The sequence below is a fragment of the Pseudomonas sp. AP42 genome, assembly GCF_001728935.1.
Lineage (GTDB): Bacteria > Pseudomonadota > Gammaproteobacteria > Pseudomonadales > Pseudomonadaceae > Aquipseudomonas > Aquipseudomonas lactis.
In genome coordinates this window covers 39,894-58,878 of the sequence record NZ_LYSO01000030.1, presented here as the reverse complement: position 1 = coordinate 58,878, position 18,985 = coordinate 39,894, and the positions used below count along the sequence as shown (strand labels likewise).

Sequence of the window (18,985 nt, the reverse complement as noted above, 5' to 3'; positions counted from 1 at the left end):
ACCATCCAACTGTGTTGACTGTCAGGCCGCCTTCGCGAGCAAGCCCGCTCCCACATTTGGATTGTGGGGTGTCAGGTAGATAGGTGTCGGCTGGGAGGACGTCAGGCAGCGCTGCGAATCTTGTGCAAAGCATCCGCCACCCATTGACCAAACGCATCCACCGGCCCTTGCAGGTTGCCGAGAAAATGCGGATAGATCAGCCACAAATCCATCACCGGTTTGAAGTCCTTGAGAGGCATCGCCGCCAGGTGCTCGCGATGAGCACTGCGTTCCAGCAACGGACGTGGCACCAGGCCAAGGCCGAGGCCATCGGCCACCAGCCCCAGTTGCAGTTCAGTGCCAAAGGTTTCCAGGTTCACCCGCAGCGCCAGGCCCTGGTCAGACAAGGTGCGCTGCAACCCCGCACGGAACCCGCAGCCGTCCGGGTTGAGGATCCAACCGCTCTGGTACACGTCAGCCAGCTTGCACGGCTTCTTCGGCAGTTGCGCCTTGGCACACACCACCACCAACTCCATCTTGCCGATGGACTCACCCACCAGGTTGTCCGGGAAGATCTTGCCCGCAGGGAACAACGCCACCGCCGCATCCAGTTCGCCGCGTTCGATCTTGCCGACCAATTGGCTGCCCCAACCGGTGGCAACCTGGGCGCGCAAGTCGGCGTATTCGCTGCGCAGGTGCTTGAGCGCGTCCAGCAGCACCACATCGCCGATGGTCTGCGGTACACCCAGGCGCAGCACGCCGGTGGGCGGAGCATCGGTGGCCACCAGTTCGCGCAGGGCATCCATCTCGCGCAGGATCAACCGGCATTGCTCATAGACACGGGTACCGATCAGCGTCGGCTTGAGGGGCTTGGTGTTGCGGTCGAACAACTCCACCCCCAGGGCCTGCTCGAAGTTCTGCACGCGGCGGGTGATGGCTGGCTGGGTCAGCTGCAACGACGCGGCGGCATGGCTGATGGACTGGCAACGAATCACTTCGACAAAGGCATCGATATCGTCAATTTTCATTTGGGCCGCACATACAGATCAGTCATTAAGATGTGCGTGAAGCATAGTGGCCGCACACAGGTCTGGATAGCCCACCCTGCAATCAATAACGTCTAACGCTATTCAAACCGGTTCTAAATTACCTTCAGCTATAAGCTAATCATTAAAAAATAGCATATTAAAAATAAACATTATGCTTAGATAAAGGAACACCAACAGCCCGATGGAATGGTCATGACCCAGGCCCGACACCCCGAGAGACTCAGAGCCTTCATAGGCGCCCTGGCGGAATTGATCGACGGCAACCCGCGTGAAGGCGACCTGCTGCACCGTGGCGGCAAGCTGCTGGCGCAACTGGTCAGCCACGATGATTGGCTGCCCGACGAATTCGCCCAGCCCGACCCCGAGCGCTACCAGCAATTCTTGCTGCATGCCGATTCACGCCAGCGCTTCAGCGTGGTCAGCTTTGTGTGGGGGCCGGGGCAACGCACGCCGATTCATGACCACAGGGTGTGGGGACTGATCGGCATGTTGCGCGGGGCGGAGTTTTCCCAGGGGTTTGCCCGGGCGTCGGGCGGCAGCCTGGTAGCGCAAGGCGAACCCGTGCAATTGCTGCCCGGCCAGGTCGAGGCGGTGTCGCCCAAGGTCGGCGATATCCATCAGGTCAGCAATGCCCACGACGACCAAGTTTCCATCAGCATCCACGTATACGGCGCCAATATCGGCGCGGTGCGCCGGGCGGTGTATCAACCCGACGGCAGCGAAAAACTGTTTATCTCCGGTTATTCCAACGCCTATCTCCCGAACATCTGGGACCTGTCCAAAGAAAAGAGCCCTGCCCTATGACCACCCTATCGACCCGCAGCTTTGCGCAGATTCGCCAGGCCCTGTTGGCACGCGAAGAAGTCGCGCTGATCGACGTGCGTGAGGAAGCCCCTTTTGCCGAGGCCCACCCGCTGTTCGCCGCGAATATCCCCTTGTCCAAGCTGGAACTGGAGGTGTACGCGCGCATTCCACGCCGCGATACCCAGGTCACCCTGTACGACAACGGCGAAGGGCTGGCCCAGCGCGCCGCCGAACGCCTGGTTGCACTGGGCTACACCCAGGTCAGCCTGCTGGAGGGTGGGCTGGACGGTTGGCGCCGGGCCGGTGGCGAGTTGTTTATCGACGTCAATGTACCGAGCAAGGCGTTTGGCGAACTGGTGGAGAACCAGCGTCACACGCCGTCCCTGGCCGCCGAAGAGGTCCAGGCCTTGCTCGACAGCCAGGCCGATGTGGTGGTGCTCGATGCACGGCGTTTCGACGAATACCAGACCATGAGCATCCCCACGGGCATCAGCGTGCCGGGGGCCGAGTTGGTGTTGCGCGCCCGTGAGCTGGCGCCCGATCCGGCCACGCGCATCATCGTCAATTGCGCCGGGCGCACTCGCAGCATTATCGGCACCCAGTCGTTGATCAATGCCGGCCTCCCCAACCCGGTGGCGGCCCTGCGCAACGGCACCATCGGTTGGACCTTGGCCGGGCAGACCCTCGCCCATGGGCAGGCGCGCCGCTTTGCGCCGACCTCGGAAAACCATCGCCAGCTCGCCGCCCAAGAGGCCCGTGGTGTTGCCGACAAAGCCTCGGTAAAACGTGCCACCCTCAATGATCTGCAGCGCTGGCAACAGGACGCGACACGCACCACTTACCTGTTCGATGTGCGCACCGTAGAAGAATTCGAAGCCGGCCACCTGCCGGGCGCCCGCGCCACCCCGGGCGGGCAACTGGTGCAGGAAACCGACCACGTTGCCAGTGTGCGCGGTGCGCGCCTGGTACTGGTGGATGACGACGGCGTGCGCGCCAATATGTCCGCGTCATGGCTGGCCCAATTGGGCTGGCAGGTGTACGTATTGGATGACCTGCAAGCGGAGCACTTCAGCGAGCGCGGGGCATGGGTCGCGCCAGTCCCGCAACCGCCCCAGGCCGAACTGATCAGCCCCCACACCCTTGCCGACTGGCTCGGCCATGGCGACACCCTGGTGCTGGACTTCACCGCCAGCGCCAACTACGTGAAACGTCATATCCCCGGCGCCTGGTGGGTGCTTCGCGCGCAACTGCCAGAGGCTCTGGCCAAGGTACCGAGCGCCCAGCGCTATGTGTTGACCTGCGGCAGCAGCCAACTGGCGCGCCTGGCGGTGCCGGAAGTCGAGGCGCTCACCGGCAAGCCGGTCTTTTTGCTGCAGGACGGCACGGCCGGCTGGATCCAGGCGCAACTGCCCCTTGAGTCAGGCGAAAGCCACCTGGCGTCCCCGCGTATTGACCGCTACCGCCGCCCTTACGAAGGCACCGACAACCCACGGGAAGCCATGCAGGCTTACCTGGATTGGGAGTTCGGCCTCGTGGAACAACTGGCCCGCGACGGCACCCATGGTTTCTACGTGATCTGATTCACCGCCGCACCGTTTCGCTCAACCGACCCCTTCTCCAGGCGGAGGTACTTTCCTTTACCTAACGCCTGGAGTTTTGCCCATGCTGTACGCCATTCCATTCAAACGCCTATTGCTGGGCGCTGCCCTCGCCTTCGGCCTGCTTTCTACCGTCCAGGCTGGCGACCTGCAACCGCTGCGCGTGGCCAACCAGAAATCCACGATCAAGGCGCTGCTGGAAGCCTCGGGCGAAAGCCAGAACGTGCCCTACGAGATCAAATGGTCGGAATTCCCCTCGGCCTCGCCCCTGGGCGAAGCGCTGAATGCCGGTGCCGTGGATGTCGGCGCCCTGGGCGATGCCCCTTATGTGTTCGCCCTCGGCGCCGGTGCCTCGATCAAGGTGATCAGCATCATCCATGCCGAAGGCCGTAATACCACCGCGCTGCTGGTGCCCAAGGATTCACCGATCAAGACCGCGGCCGATCTCAAGGGCAAGAAAATCGTCACCGGGCGCGGCTCCATCGGGCATTACCTGGCGATCAAGGCCCTGAACGATGCCGGGCTGACCACCCAGGATGTGCAGTTCATCTTCCTGCTGCCCGCCGAATCCCGGCTGGTACTCGACAACGGCACCGCCGATGCCTGGGCGACATGGGACCCTTACACCACCGTGGTCACCTCACAAAGCGATGCTCGTGTGTTGGTCAGCGGCAAGCACCTGCTGAGCAATCACCTGTACTTCGCCGCCACAGGCCAAGCCATTGCCGACAAGCGCGTGCAACTGGACGACTTTGTCGCCCGCATTGATCGCGCCTACGCCTGGGCCAATACCCATCCCGAACAATACGCCGCTGCCCAGGCCAAGATCACTGGCCTGCCACTGGCCGTGCATATCGAAGTGGCCAAGGACACTCATCTGTCGCCCGTCACGATTGACGATACGGTGATCCACGGCCTGCAAGCCACCGCCGACACCTATGTAAAAGAAGGCCTGCTGAGCCAACACATCGACGTCTCCCAGGGCTTCGATTCCAGCTTCAACGCCCAGCGTATCCCCCTCGAACAAGCCTCGCGCTAAGGAGCAGAACATGAGCAAGCCACGTCAATTGAAACTCGGTGCCATGGTGCACGGCGTCGGCCACGGTTGGGGCGAATGGCGCCACCCGCAGGCACAACCCGACGCCAGCACCAATTTCGGCTTCTACAAGCAGCAGACCGCACTGGCCGAAGCCGCCCGGTTCGACTTCGTGTTCATCGCCGACAGCCTGCATATCCACCCCAAGTCCAGCCCCCATTACCTCAACCGCTTTGAGCCGCTGACGATCCTCTCGGCCCTGGCCGCGCTGACCACTCACATCGGCCTGGTCGCCACCGTGACCGTCAGCTACACCGAGCCTTACCAGGTGGCACGCCAGTTCGCTTCGCTGGACCACATCAGCGGCGGCCGCGCCGGCTGGAACGTGGTCACCTCGTGGCTGAGCGGCACCGCCGATAACTTCGGCAAGGCCGAGCACCCGCCCCACGCCGTGCGTTATCGCATCGCCAAGGAGCATTTGAATGTGGTCAAGGGTCTGTGGGATTCCTGGGAGGACGATGCCTTTGCCTATAACAAACACAGCGGCGAATTCTTCACCCCAGGCAAGTTGCATGCGCTTAACCACAAGGGCGAATTCTTCTCGGTCAAAGGCCCGCTGAACATCGCGCGTTCGCGCCAGGGCCAACCGGCGATTTTCCAGGCGGGCACTTCGGAGGATGGGCGTAACTTTGCCGCTGAAAACGCCGATGCGATTTTCGTGCATGTGGACACTATCGACGAGGGCAAGGCCTACAGCGCCGACTTGAAACGCCGCGCCAAGGGCTTTGGCCGCGACCCGGACAGCCTGTCGATTTTGCCTGGCATTCGCCCGATTGTCGGGCGTGATGCGGCCGAAGTGGAAAGCCGCTACCAGCAAGCCGTGGCGCTGGTCACGGTGGAAGACGCCATCGTCGCCCTCGGCCGGCCGTTCAACGACCATGATTTCAGCCAGTACCCGCTGGATGCGCCCTTCCCCGAACTGGGCGACCTGGGCGCCAACAGCCAGAAAGGTGGCTCCGAGCGTATCAAGCAACTGGCCCGTGACGAAGGCCTGACCCTGCGCGAAGTGGCCCTGCGTTTCTCGCGGCCCCAGCGCGACTTTGTCGGCACCCCGGAACAGGTCGCGGACGCGATCCAGACCTGGTTCGAGAGCGGCGCCAGCGATGGTTTCATCATCAATTCGGTGCTGCCGGATGGCTTGCAGTATTTCACTGAGCTGGTGGTGCCGGTGCTTCAACAGCGGGGGTTGTTCCGTACCGAGTACAGCGGCCATACGTTGCGCGACAACCTCGGCCTGGAGGTGCCAGCGAACCGCTACAGCGTGATTGAAGCCACCGAACAAGCCCTGGCCTGAAGGCCCTCCCCTGTAGGAGCGAGCTTGCTCGCGAAAAACTCAAAGGCGCCGCGTTTATTCAGGAAGTACGCGTTATCGTTGACGTTTTTCGCGAGCAAGCTCGCTCCTACAGGTGTTCAGGGCTTGCCGCCCTGCCACACTTTTGACCGAGTACAGAACTTATGACTCAACCGTCTCTCAAGGCTGTGGAAGCCGTCGATTTCGACGCCCTGCTTGACCACCTCAGCGCCGAGCTGGCCAGTACCGCGCACCTGTATGACGAAAGCGGCGCCTTCCCCCACGCCAATTTCAAACTTCTACACCAACACCACCTCCTCGCCCTGACCGTGCCGAAGAAACTTGGCGGCGGTGGCGCCAGCCTGGTCCAGGCGCGCAAGGTCATCAGCGCCATCGCCAAGGGCGAACCGTCCACGGCATTGATCCTGGTGATGCAGTACCTGCAACACGCACGCCTGCAAGACAGCCAGAGTTGGCCCGCACACCTGCGCGTGCAGGTCGCGCAAGAGGCGGTGCAAAACGGCGCGCTGATCAATGCCCTGCGTGTCGAACCCGACCTGGGCACCCCGGCCCGTGGCGGTTTGCCGGCCACCACCGCGGTGCGCACCGCCGACGGCTGGCGTATCAGTGGGCGCAAGCTCTACTCCACCGGCAGCCATGGCCTGAGCTGGTTCAGCGTGTGGGCGCGCAGCGACGACGCCGACCCGCTGGTAGGCGCCTGGCTGGTGCCCAAGGCCAGCCCCGGCGTCAGCATCATCGACACCTGGGATCACTTGGGCATGCGCGCCACCTGTAGCCATGAGGTGGTGCTCGACAACGTTCTGGTGCCCCTGGACCATGCGGTCAGTGTCAGCCCCTGGAGCGCCCCGCAACCGGAGCTGGATGGCGAAGGCTTCCTGTGGATGTCGGTGTTGCTGTCGTCGGTGTACGACGCCGTGGCTCAGGCGGCACGGGACTGGCTGGTGCACTGGCTGGACGAGCGCAAGCCGTCAAATCTCGGCGCTGCATTGTCCACCCTGCCGCGTTTTCAGGAGACCGTCGGCCATATCGACACGTTGCTGTTTGCCAACCGCAGCCTGCTCGACACTGCCGCCGCGGGCCACACGCCAACAGCCAATGCCGCACAGGTGAAGTACCTGGTGACCGGCAATGCAATCCGTGCGGTCGAGCTGGCCATCGAAGCCTCGGGCAACCCTGGCCTGTCACGCCATAGCCCACTGCAACGGCATTACCGCGATGTACTGTGCAGCCGCGTCCACACTCCGCAAAATGACGCCGTACTGCAAGGCGTCGGCAAAGCGGTGTTCAACCAGCGCCAACAGGAACGCACATGAGCCAGGTGATTATTGCCAGCCAACTGGACGAAGACTTCAACCAGGTGATCCGTGAGCGACTTGCGCCACTGCACCCCCACGCCCAGGTAATCGGCGTGCCGGTCGGTGTGCCCAGTGACTTGCCGCCCCACGCCAATATCCTGCTGCTGCGCCCGATCAATGTGCGTGGCTACATCGCCCCCGACACCCCGCCACCGGGCTGGCCCTACGGCGCACAGTGGGTGCACCTGGTGTCGTCGGGTATCGACTTCTATCCTCGGTGGCTGTTCAACGGCCCACCCGTGACCACTTCCCGCGGCAGCGCCGCCGATAACCTGGCCGAGTTCGCCCTGGCGGCGATCTTTGCCGCGTCCAAGCATTTGCCGGATATCTGGGTAAAGGATGCCCAATGGCAGTTCACCGCGCTGCGCCCGCTCAAAGGCACCACACTGGGCCTTTTGGGCTTTGGCGCGATTGGCGCAAGCCTGGCGCAAAAGGCCCTGGCACTGGGGCTCAAGGTCGTGGCGCTGCGTCAAAGCACAACGCCGTTCGGCCTCGATGGTGTGGAAGCGGCCAACAACATCCACGACCTGTTTGCCCGCGCCGATCACCTGGTGGTGGCGGCCCCCCTGACGGAAGCAACGCGGCATATCATCGATCGTAAGGTACTGGCCAGCGCCAAGCCGGGGCTGCACCTGATCAATATCGCCCGCGGTGGCCTGCTTGATCAGCAAGCGCTGTTGCACGCGCTGGATAACGGCCAGATCGGCCTGGCGTCCCTCGACGTCACCGAGCCAGAGCCCCTGCCCGACGGGCACCCGCTGTACAGCCATCCGAGGGTACGGCTGTCGCCGCATACTTCGGCTATTTCGACCAACAGCAAGGAAGAAATTGCGGATACGTTCCTGGCAAATCTGGAACGGTATGTGGCGGGCCTTGAGTTAAGTAACCTAGCGAATGCTTGAGGGCTTGCTCGCGAAGGCGGTGTGTCAGTCACTGAATCTTCAACTGAACCACCGCTTTCGCAGGCAAGCCAGCTCCCACATTAATCATGTATTGCCCACAAAATCAGCGCCTGGCACCAATCCCCTGTGGGAGCGGGCTTGCTCGCGAAGGCGGTGTGTCAGTCACTGAATCTTCAACTGAACCACCGCTTTCGCAGGCTAGCCAGCACCCACATTGGCTATGTATTGCCCACAAAATCAGCGCCCGGCGCAGATCCCTTGTGGGAGCGGGCTTGCCCGCGAAGGCGGTGTGTCAGTCACTGAATTTTCAACTGAACCACCGCTTTCGCAGGCAAGCCAGCTCCCACATTGGTTATGTATTGCCCACAGAATCAGCGCCCGGCGCAGATCTCCTGTGGGAGCGGGCTTGCTCGCGAAGGCGGTGTGTCAGTCACTGAATCTTCAACTGAACCACCGCTTTCGCAGGCAAGCCAGCTCCCACATTAATCATGTATTGCCCACAAAATCACCGCAGGGCACAGATCCCCTGTGGGAGCGGGCTTGCCCGCGAAGGCGGTGTGTCAGTCACTGCATCTTTAACTGAACCACCGCCAGGAGAAATTCATTTGATGCGGTAGTGGAAGGTATTGCGCACCGCCGGTACGGCAACAGCCTTGCCATCGACGATTCTCGGCTGGTAGCGAAAAGTATTGGCCGCTGCTAATGAGGGCCGAATGAACAACGGATGGCAGCCGTCCAGCACCTTGGGGTTTTCCACGTGGCCCTGGGTGTTGACGGTGTACTCCACTGAACAGTCGCCTTCGATGTTCTTGTCCAGGGCGCGTTCGGGGTAGTCCGGGGCGGCCTTGCTCAAGGGCTGGTACTGGCGACTGTCGAATGCTGGGGTAGGCGCAGGCACGGCGGCTCGGGCTTTTTCCGCAGCGGCACGCGCCTGGCTCAGGCGTTGCTGTTCCAACTCACGATTGCGCTGCTCGGTCGCCATGCGCTGCTGTTGTTGCTCGAGTTTCTTTTCTTCCACCCGCTTGCGCGCCAGGGCGGCTTTCTCGAGCTTTTGCGCCTGGACCTGCGGATCGACCACCGGTTTGGTCGGTACCGGAATCGCAACAGGTTCTGGCAGCGCGGCAGCGACGGGTTCAGGCGTCGGCGCCGGTGCCGGCGCTGGTAAAACCACCAACTGCGTGTGCATCACCCGTGGCGCATCCACCCCTGGTCGCTCCGTTGACCAGCCCAGCATCAACGCCACTGCCACCGCACCATGCAGCGCCACGGCCAGACTCGCTGCCAGGCTTTTGCGCCAGAAACCATCGCCGTTGGGCGCCAAGGCCAGTGCCGGACTGCGCATGCTCATCGCTGTCATTGTGGGGCCTCGGTGACGAGCCCAAGGTTGCTGACACCGCCCTTCTGCAGTACCGCCATGGCCGCCACCACACGGCCGTAACCGGCAGTGTCGTCAGCACGGATATACACCTGGGTATCGCTGCGCGCCGCCACCACCTGCATGACCTTGGCGCTCATTTCTTCCAGCGTCACCGCACTGTCGGTCTGCTGGCGGGTATTCAGCTCGCCCCCCAGGTTCCAGTAGTAGCCACCGTCGGCCTTCACCGATAACGTCAGGATCTGCTGGCGCGTATCGGTGGCCAGCGCCTCGGCGGCGACCTTGGGCAGTTCGATCTTCACACCCTGGGTGAGCATGGGCGCGGTGACCATGAAGATCACCAGCAGCACCAGCATCACGTCGATGTAGGGCACCACATTCATCTCGGCCTTGGGCCCGTGCTTGCGTTGCGGCCTGGTCAACATCGCTTTGCTCCTTGTTCAGGCGGCCACGGCCAGATTGTTCGAGGTACCGCATAGCGTGCGGTGCAGGTGCACTTGCAGCTCATTGCCAAAAGCGTAGTAGCGCGTGAGCAAGGTCTGGCTGCGTGCCGCGAAACGGTTATAGGCGATTACTGCCGGAATCGCCGCAAACAGGCCAATGGCGGTGGCAATCAAGGCTTCGGCAATACCCGGTGCCACGGTCGACAGCGTGGCCTGTTGTACCTGGGACAAGCCGAGGAATGAATTCATGATGCCCCACACAGTCCCGAACAGACCGATATAGGGGCTGACCGACCCCACCGTCGCCAGAAATTGCAGGCCCTTTTCCAGCTCCAGTTCCTGCTCGGTGATCGCTACCTGCAAGGCGCGCTCCACACCCTCGAGCACGGCCGGATCGTGGTGGTGCAGATGCTGGTATTCCTGCATGCCGGCAATAAAGATCGGCGCCACACCGCCCTCGCCTGCCTGCACGGTTTCGCGATACAAGGGCTGCAGGTCCGACGCCACGCGAAAGCGCGCCAGGAAGCCGTTGAGCTGCTGTTCCAGGCCACGCAGCACACCGCTGCGCTGAATGATCAGGTACCAGCTGAGCAAGGACGCCAACAGCAAAGTGACCATCACGGCCTTGACCAACAGGCTGGCGTCGCTGATCAAACTCCAGATCGTCATATGTTCCATCGTCGCGTGCATGGTGAAGCTCCTATTCGATTAAAAACGGATGACTGCGTGATGACAGCTCAAGGTAATTTCAACGCGCGGCTCACCTCGGCCCAGGGCACGAACTTGAAGTTCTGGGCTTGCTCGGGCATGCGCTTGCGCCCGTCCTGCACCACCAGCATGCCCTGGCTCCAGGGCCCGCCGAGGTTGACGGCAGTGACCTCCAGGCCATCGGTTTCCGAGGCGCCATCAATGCCGGCGGCCGCATTGAGGCCAACGCGCAAGGCGCCGCGCACAGCGAATGGTGGCTCGGCGTCCAGCACCAGGTAGCTGTCATTGCCTTGGCTGGAGACCACCAGGTAATCCCGTGCGGGGCTTTGATACAGCGCCAGGCCTTCGACGTCCGCATGCAGTTGCGCGCCGACCTTGATCACCGAAGTGAGCGTGGCCGGTTGCTCGGCACGGGCATCCAGCGCCCACACGCCGACATCTTCCTCACCGATGAACAAGCGTTGGCGCTGGTCATCGGCCACACAGCCCTCGGGTTGGCTGTCGACCTTGAACTGACGCACCAATTCGCCCTGCATACGGCCAGCCGGCGCACTCAGGCGGTATTGCAGGAAGGTGCCATCCTTGTCATTGGCGAACGCGTAGAGCTCACCGCTGGCGGGCTGGTACAGGCAGATGCCGTAGATCTCCTTGAGTGGCGTGGGGACCTCACCGGCTTCACGCAGCTCGCCGCTCTGACGGTCGATGCTGAACAGGCTCAGGCTGTTGCGGTCGCGGTTACTCGCCACGGCCAGGTCGACGGTGTGCGTACCCAGTTTGAAGCCTGGGCGTAGGTCGACATTGTTCAGGCGCCCCACTGCCAGCTCCTGCAGCAACTTGCCGTCGAGATCGTAGGCCAGCAGGCCCTGTTTCTTGTTGGTCCCCAGCACACGACTCTTGGCCGGCGTTTCAGGGTGAATCCAGATGGCCGGGTCATCCGCCGCGTCGCCTTGGCGACCCACGGGTTCGGTCTGGCGCAGTGCGGCGACTTGCGCCAGCACCGGGGCAACCGGCGCCGGCGTGGCCTGCCAGTCGAGGCGGGCCTGATACAGCTGGCCGCTGTCGTCGTCCCGCACCAGCACCTGCCGGCCCTGGATCACCAGTTGCTCCGGTTCTTTGAGCCCCGGCAAGGCCAGGCTGGATTGCCCCACCCAACGCTCCCCGACTTGCTGGAACAGCTGCAACTGCGCGGTTTTCGGGTCCAGCGCGAGCATCCCCCCCGGCACCAGCGCCATGGCGCCTGCTTCGCGCGCGGGGTCGTCGAACAGCGCCATGGGCGTGCGCTTCACCTCCGCTTCCGGGTGCGCCGGGTAGGCCCACCAGCCGACGTTTTGCTCGTTCACCACCAATCGTTCGGCCGCATCATCCACTTGGCAGTACTGCGCCGATGGCGGCAGTGGCAGGCTGCGAACACGCTGCGCCTGGGCCAGCAGGGTCGAACCATTGCCCACCAGCCACTGCTCGCCCTTGCCCTCTTCACCGACCAGGAACACAAACAGGTTGGCCGCCGCATCGCGATAGAGGCACAGGCTATTTACCGCAAAGTCGCGGGTCGGCAGGTACAGCGGCGCCCCCCAGGTTTTGCCGGCGCCATCCAGACCGATCAGCAAGGCCTGCTGGCGGTCGTTGTCGAGGCTGGCGATCAGCGATTGAGTGCCGGCAGCGCGGGTGTCGAGGCTACTGAAACGGCCCTTGAACCGGGCCAGTTCGGCGCCTTTAGCGTCGAGCAACAACAGGCCGTCGCGGGCGCTGGCGGCCACGCGCTGGGTGCCGCCGGGCAGGAAGGCCACGGCTTGGGCATTCAGGCTGGGTGCCCAAGGGGTCAACGCCAGCTCGGTCGCGAACGCATTGCCGCTGGTTATCAACGCAACCAGCAGGCACAGCTTGGAAATTCTCATGAACAGACAATCCTTCGAAAACAATAGAGATCCCGTTTGGGACGGCTTGCCCTGATGCCCTGTAGGAGCGAGCTTGCTCGCGAAAAACGCACAGGCGCCGCGTTCATTCAGGCGACCCGCGTTATCGCTGAGGTTTTTCGCGAGCAAGCTCGCTCCTACAGGGGGTTGGGGTTAGAAATGGGTGAAGGTCAGGCCCAGCTTGTAGGTGGGGCCGTACTCTTCGTACTGGCCGTTGTAGCTACGGTGGCCGGTGTAGACGAAGTACGACTCGTCGGTGAGGTTCTGTGCCTCGAAGCTGACCTGCAGGTTTTTGGTCAGTGAGTAGCGCGCGCTGAAATCGACGAAGGTTTGCGCGTCGACGTGCAGGTCATGGGCCTTGTCATTGATCGACGCCAACTCGTACAAATAGGCCGATTTGTAATTGGCAGACAGGCGCAGGCTGAGCGTGTCGTCTTCCCAACCGAGCATCAAGTTGCCGACGGTGTCTGACTGGTTGGGCAGGCTGATGTTGCGCTTGCGATTGCGCCCGCTGGCGCTGTCGAAGCCCTCGATGTCCGCGCTGGAACGGCTGAAGGTGCTGTTGGCGCCGATCATCAAGCCGTTCCATGGCGCAGGCAGCCAGTCGAACTTCTGTGAGTAGGCCAACTCCAGGCCATAGAGTTTGGCGCTGTCACCGTTGGCAAAGGTGTGCGCCTCGGCGAAGTTGGCCCAGGCACCGGTACCGGCCACGTCGGTGTTGTAGACGAAGTTCTGGATGTCTTTGTAGAACACGAAGGCCGAGACGGTACCGGCGCGGCCCATGAAATGCTCAATGCCCAGGTCCAGGTTGCTCGATTCCAGCGGCTTGAGGTTCGGGTTGCCGAAGGTGGCTTCGTCATCGTCGATCACAAAACCTGGGGCCAGTTGGCCAAAGGTCGGACGCACCACCGATTTGGTCCAGGCGGCGCGCACTTGGGTGTTCTTGTCAATCTGGTAGCGCGCATGCAAGCCCGGCAGCCAATGGTGATAACGGCGCTTGGTCTCGGTGGCGCTGAACTGGCCGTCCGTGGCGCCGGTGCCCTTGGCTTCGAACTCAGTACCCTCGTAACGCATGCCGGCGATGAAGCGCCAGTCGTCAATATCGACGGTGTTCATCAGGTAGCCGGCGTTGATGTCTTCGCGGATCGTGAAGTCGTTGACCCTGGATTCGGTCGGGTCATAGAAGTCATCGCGATTGAGGCCACCGATCAACTGGCGGATATTGCCCGCGCTGATGCCTGGGCCAAAGCGGCCGAGACGGTAGTCGACGTTGCCCTTCTGGAACTGCGTAAGGTTGAGTTGTTCGTCGCTCAAGCCCTGTTCATCCAGGTCCTTGTAGACCCAGGCCTCCAGGTCATTGTCCTTGTGGCGCCGGCTGACCTTGCCGCCGAACTTGAACTGGGATGCGTAACCGCGCAGGTCATAGTCGCGGGCCAGGTCCAGGCGCAGGTTCTTCTCGGTGTCCTGGGTGTGCTGTTTTTCCCAGTCGACTTTGTTGAGGCTGAAATTGGCGGGGTCGTAAAAACCACTGCCAACGATCGGGCGCGGCTTGGACTTGTCGTAGAAGCCGCTGTCGGCAAAGTCACCGCCGTCGAAAGTCGCACCGGCAATATGCCCCGGGCTGTCTTCGCTGGAACGGCTGTACCCGGCCTGGCCGCTCAGGGTCCACAGGCCGAGCATACGTTCACCGCCCACTACGTAGGACTGGATTTGCTGGGTTTCCTCGCGGTTCTTGAGCTTGCGTTTGCCCTCGGCTTCGCCCAATTCGCCGGGCGCTTGCGGGTCAGCGAACTCTAGGCTGGCGGCGTTGCGGGTTTCGGTGTCTTTGTAGCGACTGTAGAGCGTGCGCAGGTAGTAGCTGCTCACGTCATCGGGCTTGTAATCGAAGTTAAGGCCGCCACCGGCGCGTTCACGACTGATGTCATAGTCGCGCTGCTCGAATTCGTTGAGCCGGGCGCCGTTAGTGAAGTCCCAGGCGCCGCCAGTTTCGACATTGTCCGAGCCAAAATCACGCTTCTGCCAACTGAGCGCCGCCGCCACGCCAAAGTTGTCGATACCGTCGCCGAGGCTGAACCGGTTACTGGCGGCGCCGGAGAATTTCGGGCTGGTCTGGTGCGTGTTCTTGTCGTAGCTGGCCTCAGTGCTGCCGGTGTAGAACAGGCCCTTGTGATCGAACGCCGACAGGCTCTTCACATCAACAGTGCCGCCCAGGGAGTTGGCGTCCATGTCCGGTGTGAGCGTCTTGATCACCGACAACGACTGCACCAGCTCCGAAGGCAGAACATCCAGGGCCACGGCACGGCGCTCGCTCTCGGGCGAGGGCACCAGGGTGCCGTTGATGGTCACGCTGTTGAGATCCGGGCCCAGGCCGCGCACGCTCACAAAGCGCCCCTCGCCCTGGTCACGCTCAACACTGATGCCCGGCAAGCGCTGCACCGCCTCGGCAACGTTCTCATCCGGCAACTGCGCGACGCCGTCAGCATGCACCACGCTCTTGATGCTGTCGGAAGAACGTTGCTCCTTGAGGGCGCTGTCGATCGCAGCGGCTTGGCCGACCACATCGACATGCTCGGTGGTGGCCGCTTCGGCGGCATTGACCCGCTCGCAGGCTATCGCCAGGGCCAAGGCGGTAAGCGTAAAGCTGACGAGCCCGGTGCGCTTGTACATGAAACCCTCCCCAAGAATCCGTTGGCGCCAGGCAAGAGGCCCGGCAACTGGGAGGGCACGCTAGGGATGGGGCGTGACGGTTCTGTGACAGGGTTGCGGGCAGAGCCCGCCAAAGCGGAGTTTACAAGCGTGTGGAGGGTTCAAATGAGCTGAAATGACCTCGGTCAGAGGTGGGAGCTGGCTTGCCTGCGAAGGCGGTCGACGGTAACTACGATGCGAAGCGAGCCGCTCTTGATCTTGCTCTTGATCTGCTTGTGATCTTGATCTCAGGCGCCCCGTTAAACCACGCTGGCCGGAATTCGACAGTGATTTGGGGGCTAAACCGGCAGGGATGCCGGTTTAGCCCCCAAATCACTGGCGGATTACGGGCACACCGAGCCTAAGCGAGGTGCCGAGTGGTGGGGCGAGGACCTTTTGGTTACTTTTGGCTGGGCCGGCATTCCGGTCCTTCCAAAAGTGACCGGCCGTCAGGGCGGAACCCTAAGTAGCCGTTACCGCAGCAATGGATATGCACACAATACAACTGTGTTGACTGCCAGGCCGCCTTCGCGAGCAAGCCCGCTCCCACAGTTGGATGGTGGGGTGTCAGATGGATAGGTGTCGGCTGAGAGGCCGTCATCGCAGGCAAGCCAGCTCCCACATGGGGTCCATGTTCAGCTGAAAAATGCACCGAGAGCATGAGCTGATTCGACCCTCCCACCCCGTCATCCAACCGTCACATCCATCTGCTGTGCTGGCGCCCATTACTCATTCGCCCAAGGACCCGTGGCCATGTTTTCCGTGCTCAAACCCCACCGCTGGAAACTCGCGTTGCTACTGATCGCCGCCAACCTCGGACTGCTCCTGCACCTGGCCTGCGGCGAGCTCAAAAGCGTCAGCGAATGGGTGTGGCTGGATATCATCGGCGAAGGCGGTTCGGCGCTGCTCGCGCTGATCTGGCTGGGCCTGGTGTTGAAAAGCCGCCCCGCCGGACGAGTCACCCAATACCTGGCACTGGGGCTGTCGTGCATCTTTTTTTCCTGGTGGATCGACAGCCTCGACGAATTCATCCGCCTGCCTGACAGCATCTCCTGGGATCACTGGCTGGAGTCAGGGCCCATGCCGGTGGGCATGATCCTGCTGACGATCGGTATCTACCACTGGCACCACGAACAACTGGCGATCAGCGCGCAGATGGAAAAACGCGAGCGGTTGTTTCGCGAGCACCGGCTGTTCGACAAGCTCACGCCCCTGGCCGGAGCCGACTACCTCAAGCGCCAACTCGCCGACAGCCTGCGCGACAGCCAAGAGCAGCAACAACCGCTGTCGCTGCTGGCCCTGGACCTGGACAACTTCGCCGCCATCAACCAGGCCTACGGGCATGCCGAGGGTGATGCGGTGCTACAGGCGGTCAGCCATGTGCTGTTGCTCAACCTGCGCCGCCAGGACCTGTTGTGCCGCCTGGCAGGCGATCGTTTTGTGGTGCTGCTGCCCAACACCGGCGAGCGCCAGGCCCAGGGCCTGGCGCTGGAGTTGCAACACGCGGTGCAGAGCCTGGCCCACAAGACCCGGCAACAGGGCGAACGCTTGCAACTGGCGGCCACCACAGCGGTGGTGATGGACTTGCAAGAGTCACCCCCTGAGCTGCTCAAGCGCCTGAACCTGGGCCTGGCCCGGGCCAAGCAGCCCCTTGCGAAAAGCGCCTGAAATGGCCGTGAAAACCCGTTGGTATGAAAACGACAGCCGCTTCATCCCCGGTCATTATCAACCCGCCACGTTGATCGACCTGGGCTTGTCCCGGGACATCGACAGCCATCGCCTGCTGCGCGGCACCGGCCTGTTCCACGAAGACATCCTGGCCGGCAACGCGCGGTTGAGCCCACAGCAGTTCCTGGGATTGATCGGCAACAGCCGCAAATTGCTGGACGCCGATGACAGCAGTTTCCTGTTTGGCCAGCGCCTGCTGCCCGGCTACTACGGCGCCGCCAGTCATGCGCTGGGGCATGCACAGAACCTGCATCAGGCGCTGGAGATCCTGATCCAGCAACAAGTACTGCTCAGCCCGCTGGCCACGCTGCAACTGGAGCTGGATGAGCACCACGCTTACCTGTATTGGTTGGACAGTTGCGGCGCTGGCGAACACTGGCGCTTTCTGCTGGAAGCCAGCATGACTTCGCTGGTCGCCATGAGCCACTGGCTCAGCGGCCAGCGCTTGCCGTGGGTGTGCAGTTTCAGCCATGCCGAACCCCGGTACGTCGAGCAATACTGGGTGCATCTGGGCGAGCACACGCGCTTCGAACGCCCGCTGGACATGATGTGCCTCCCCCGTGAATACCTCACCCACAACTGGCCGGGTGCTTCGGCCACCGCGGGCCAGGTTGCGCGCCAGCAAGCGCTTGAACAAATCGAACAACTGGGCTTTGCCACAAGCTTTCTGGACTGCCTCTACGGCTACCTGCGCGAACACGTGCGCCAGCCACCGAGCCTGGAACAGGCCGCGCACACCTTCGCCATGAGCCCGGCCACGCTAAAGCGCAAGTTGCAACGGCACGACACGGGATTTCAGCAACAGGTCGACCGGGTGCGCAAGCACGTGGCGTTGCACCTGTACCAGGCCAAGGGCTTGAGTAACGAGGAAGTGGCGGCGTACCTGAACTTCAACGATGCGGCGAATTTTCGGCGCTCGTTCAAGCGGTGGACGGGCAGCACGCCCAACCTGATCCGCCAACTGTTCAGCAGCCGCTAGCCAGGCGTTCGCGCAGGAACTCCACCAGCGCTTGCACCGGGCGTGAACTCTGGCGGTGCTGCGGGTACACCGCCGACAGGGTCAAGGCCTCAGGGGCAAAGTCTTCCAATACCTTGACCAAACGACCGTCCTTCAAGGCCTCGCTGACAATGAACGTTGGTAGATAGGTAACGCCCAAACCGGCAATCGCGGTATCGCGCAGCAGGTCACCGTTATTGACGCGCATGCGCCCGCTGACGCTCAAGGCTTGCAACTTGCCTTTGAAACGCCATTGCACCTGGCGGCCGTGGCCGTAAGGCAGGCAGTCGTGCGCCGTTAAGTCCTCGGGTTTCAATGGCGTACCCCGCAGCGCCAGGTAGTCGGGGCTGGCGCAATACACCCGTTCGATAGCCGCAATCCGCCGGGCGATCAGGGTGGAATCTTCCAGGGTGCCGATGCGCAGCACCAGGTCATAGCCCTCGCCGATCAAGTCCACCGGGCGGTCGCTCAGGTCGACTTCAACGCAGACCTGTGGATGCTGGCGCAAAAACAACGGCAGCAGGCAGCCCAGGTGCGCCATGGCGAACGACAAGGGTGCACTGAGGCGAATGGTGCCGCGCGGTTCGCTGTTCTGGCCGGCGATGCCCTGCTCCACCTGCTCCACCTCTGCGAGCAGGCGCAAGGCCGACTCGTAGTAACTCTGGCCCAGCGGCGTGACGTCCAGGCGCCGTGTGGAGCGGTTGAGCAGGCGCACGCCCAGGCGGTCTTCCAGTTGGATCAGGCGGCGGCTGACGAATTGCTTGGACAAGCCCAATTGCTCGGCGGCGGCGGTAAAACTGCCGGATTCCATGACCTGGCAGAACAGGCGCATGTCTTCGAAGGGGTTCATTGTCACTTCTCAGGGGACGATGGGCTGTTTTATAGCCTGTCAGTGGTCACACCACAAACCAAAATGTGAACACCATCAAATGTGGGAGCTGGCTTGCCTGCGATAGCGGTGTATCAGCCAGCAATGCTGTTGACTGGTATACCGCCATCGCAGGCAAGCCAGCTCCCACAGGGTCTTGCGGTGTTTTACAG

Annotated in this window: 15 protein-coding genes; 8 read left to right on the top strand and 7 right to left on the bottom strand. The window is 62.4% G+C overall.

The genetic code is table 11. The annotated features are described in order from the left end of the window. Nucleotides 1-101 precede the first annotated feature (101 nt). A complete protein-coding gene (locus tag A7K61_RS13665) occupies nt 102-1,007 on the bottom strand; it encodes a LysR family transcriptional regulator (protein ID WP_032896831.1) in 906 nt (301 codons plus the stop codon). Nucleotides 1,008-1,220: 213 nt separating this feature from the next. Between A7K61_RS13665 and A7K61_RS13660 the strand changes: the two genes are divergently transcribed. From A7K61_RS13660 to A7K61_RS13635, 6 genes are all read left to right on the top strand, one after another. After that, complete coding sequence (locus A7K61_RS13660; protein WP_044270771.1) at nt 1,221-1,832, top strand: cysteine dioxygenase; 612 nt, start codon at nt 1,221-1,223, stop codon at nt 1,830-1,832. Further along, nucleotides 1,829-3,412, top strand: coding sequence for a rhodanese-related sulfurtransferase (locus A7K61_RS13655; RefSeq protein WP_069557774.1), 1,584 nt, complete (start codon nt 1,829-1,831; stop codon nt 3,410-3,412). The genes A7K61_RS13660 and A7K61_RS13655 overlap by 4 nt, the downstream gene beginning before the upstream one ends. A gap of 82 nt (nt 3,413-3,494) precedes the next feature. Further along, nucleotides 3,495-4,469 carry an ABC transporter substrate-binding protein gene (locus A7K61_RS13650; RefSeq protein WP_069557773.1) on the top strand — a complete coding sequence of 325 codons (975 nt, stop codon included), beginning with the start codon at nt 3,495-3,497 and terminating at the stop codon, nt 4,467-4,469. A gap of 10 nt (nt 4,470-4,479) precedes the next feature. Next, nucleotides 4,480-5,820 (top strand): LLM class flavin-dependent oxidoreductase, encoded by a 1,341-nt coding sequence (locus A7K61_RS13645; RefSeq protein WP_044270768.1) that lies wholly within the window; start codon nt 4,480-4,482, stop codon nt 5,818-5,820. Between the two features lie 161 nt (nt 5,821-5,981). Next, on the top strand, nt 5,982-7,151 hold the full coding sequence (locus A7K61_RS13640) for an acyl-CoA dehydrogenase family protein (RefSeq protein WP_069557772.1): 1,170 nt from the start codon (nt 5,982-5,984) through the stop codon (nt 7,149-7,151). Continuing rightward, a complete protein-coding gene (locus tag A7K61_RS13635) occupies nt 7,148-8,095 on the top strand; it encodes a D-isomer specific 2-hydroxyacid dehydrogenase family protein (protein WP_069557771.1) in 948 nt (315 codons plus the stop codon). Before A7K61_RS13640 ends, A7K61_RS13635 begins: the two co-directional genes overlap by 4 nt. A 601-nt stretch (nt 8,096-8,696) precedes the next feature. Here the strand turns inward: A7K61_RS13635 and A7K61_RS13630 are convergent. The 5 genes from A7K61_RS13630 to A7K61_RS13610 form a co-directional block, all read right to left on the bottom strand. Then, on the bottom strand, nt 8,697-9,452 hold the full coding sequence (locus A7K61_RS13630) for an energy transducer TonB (protein ID WP_047711080.1): 756 nt from the start codon (nt 9,450-9,452) through the stop codon (nt 8,697-8,699). Then, on the bottom strand, nt 9,449-9,895 hold the full coding sequence (gene tolR / locus A7K61_RS13625; RefSeq protein WP_069557770.1) for a protein TolR: 447 nt from the start codon (nt 9,893-9,895) through the stop codon (nt 9,449-9,451). The genes A7K61_RS13630 and tolR overlap by 4 nt, the downstream gene beginning before the upstream one ends. Nucleotides 9,896-9,910: 15 nt before the next feature. Then, nucleotides 9,911-10,603: a protein TolQ gene (gene tolQ / locus A7K61_RS13620; protein ID WP_069557769.1), complete on the bottom strand. Its 693-nt coding sequence runs from the start codon at nt 10,601-10,603 to the stop codon at nt 9,911-9,913. A 47-nt stretch (nt 10,604-10,650) separates the two neighbouring features. After that, nucleotides 10,651-12,516, bottom strand: coding sequence for a phytase (locus tag A7K61_RS13615; RefSeq protein ID WP_069557768.1), 1,866 nt, complete (start codon nt 12,514-12,516; stop codon nt 10,651-10,653). Between the two features lie 171 nt (nt 12,517-12,687). Continuing rightward, nucleotides 12,688-15,201, bottom strand: a complete 2,514-nt coding sequence (locus A7K61_RS13610) for a TonB-dependent receptor (protein ID WP_069557767.1) — start codon at nt 15,199-15,201, stop codon at nt 12,688-12,690. A 771-nt stretch (nt 15,202-15,972) separates the two neighbouring features. Between A7K61_RS13610 and A7K61_RS13605 the strand changes: the two genes are divergently transcribed. Further along, nucleotides 15,973-16,887, top strand: a complete 915-nt coding sequence (locus tag A7K61_RS13605) for a GGDEF domain-containing protein (protein WP_069557766.1) — start codon at nt 15,973-15,975, stop codon at nt 16,885-16,887. Between the two features lies 1 nt (nt 16,888). Continuing rightward, on the top strand, nt 16,889-17,926 hold the full coding sequence (locus tag A7K61_RS13600; RefSeq protein WP_069557765.1) for an AraC family transcriptional regulator: 1,038 nt from the start codon (nt 16,889-16,891) through the stop codon (nt 17,924-17,926). Here A7K61_RS13600 and A7K61_RS13595 read toward each other — a convergent pair. Then, nucleotides 17,913-18,794 carry a LysR family transcriptional regulator gene (locus A7K61_RS13595; RefSeq protein WP_069557764.1) on the bottom strand — a complete coding sequence of 294 codons (882 nt, stop codon included), beginning with the start codon at nt 18,792-18,794 and terminating at the stop codon, nt 17,913-17,915. The genes A7K61_RS13600 and A7K61_RS13595 overlap by 14 nt on opposite strands. Between the last annotated feature and the right edge of the window lie 191 nt (nt 18,795-18,985).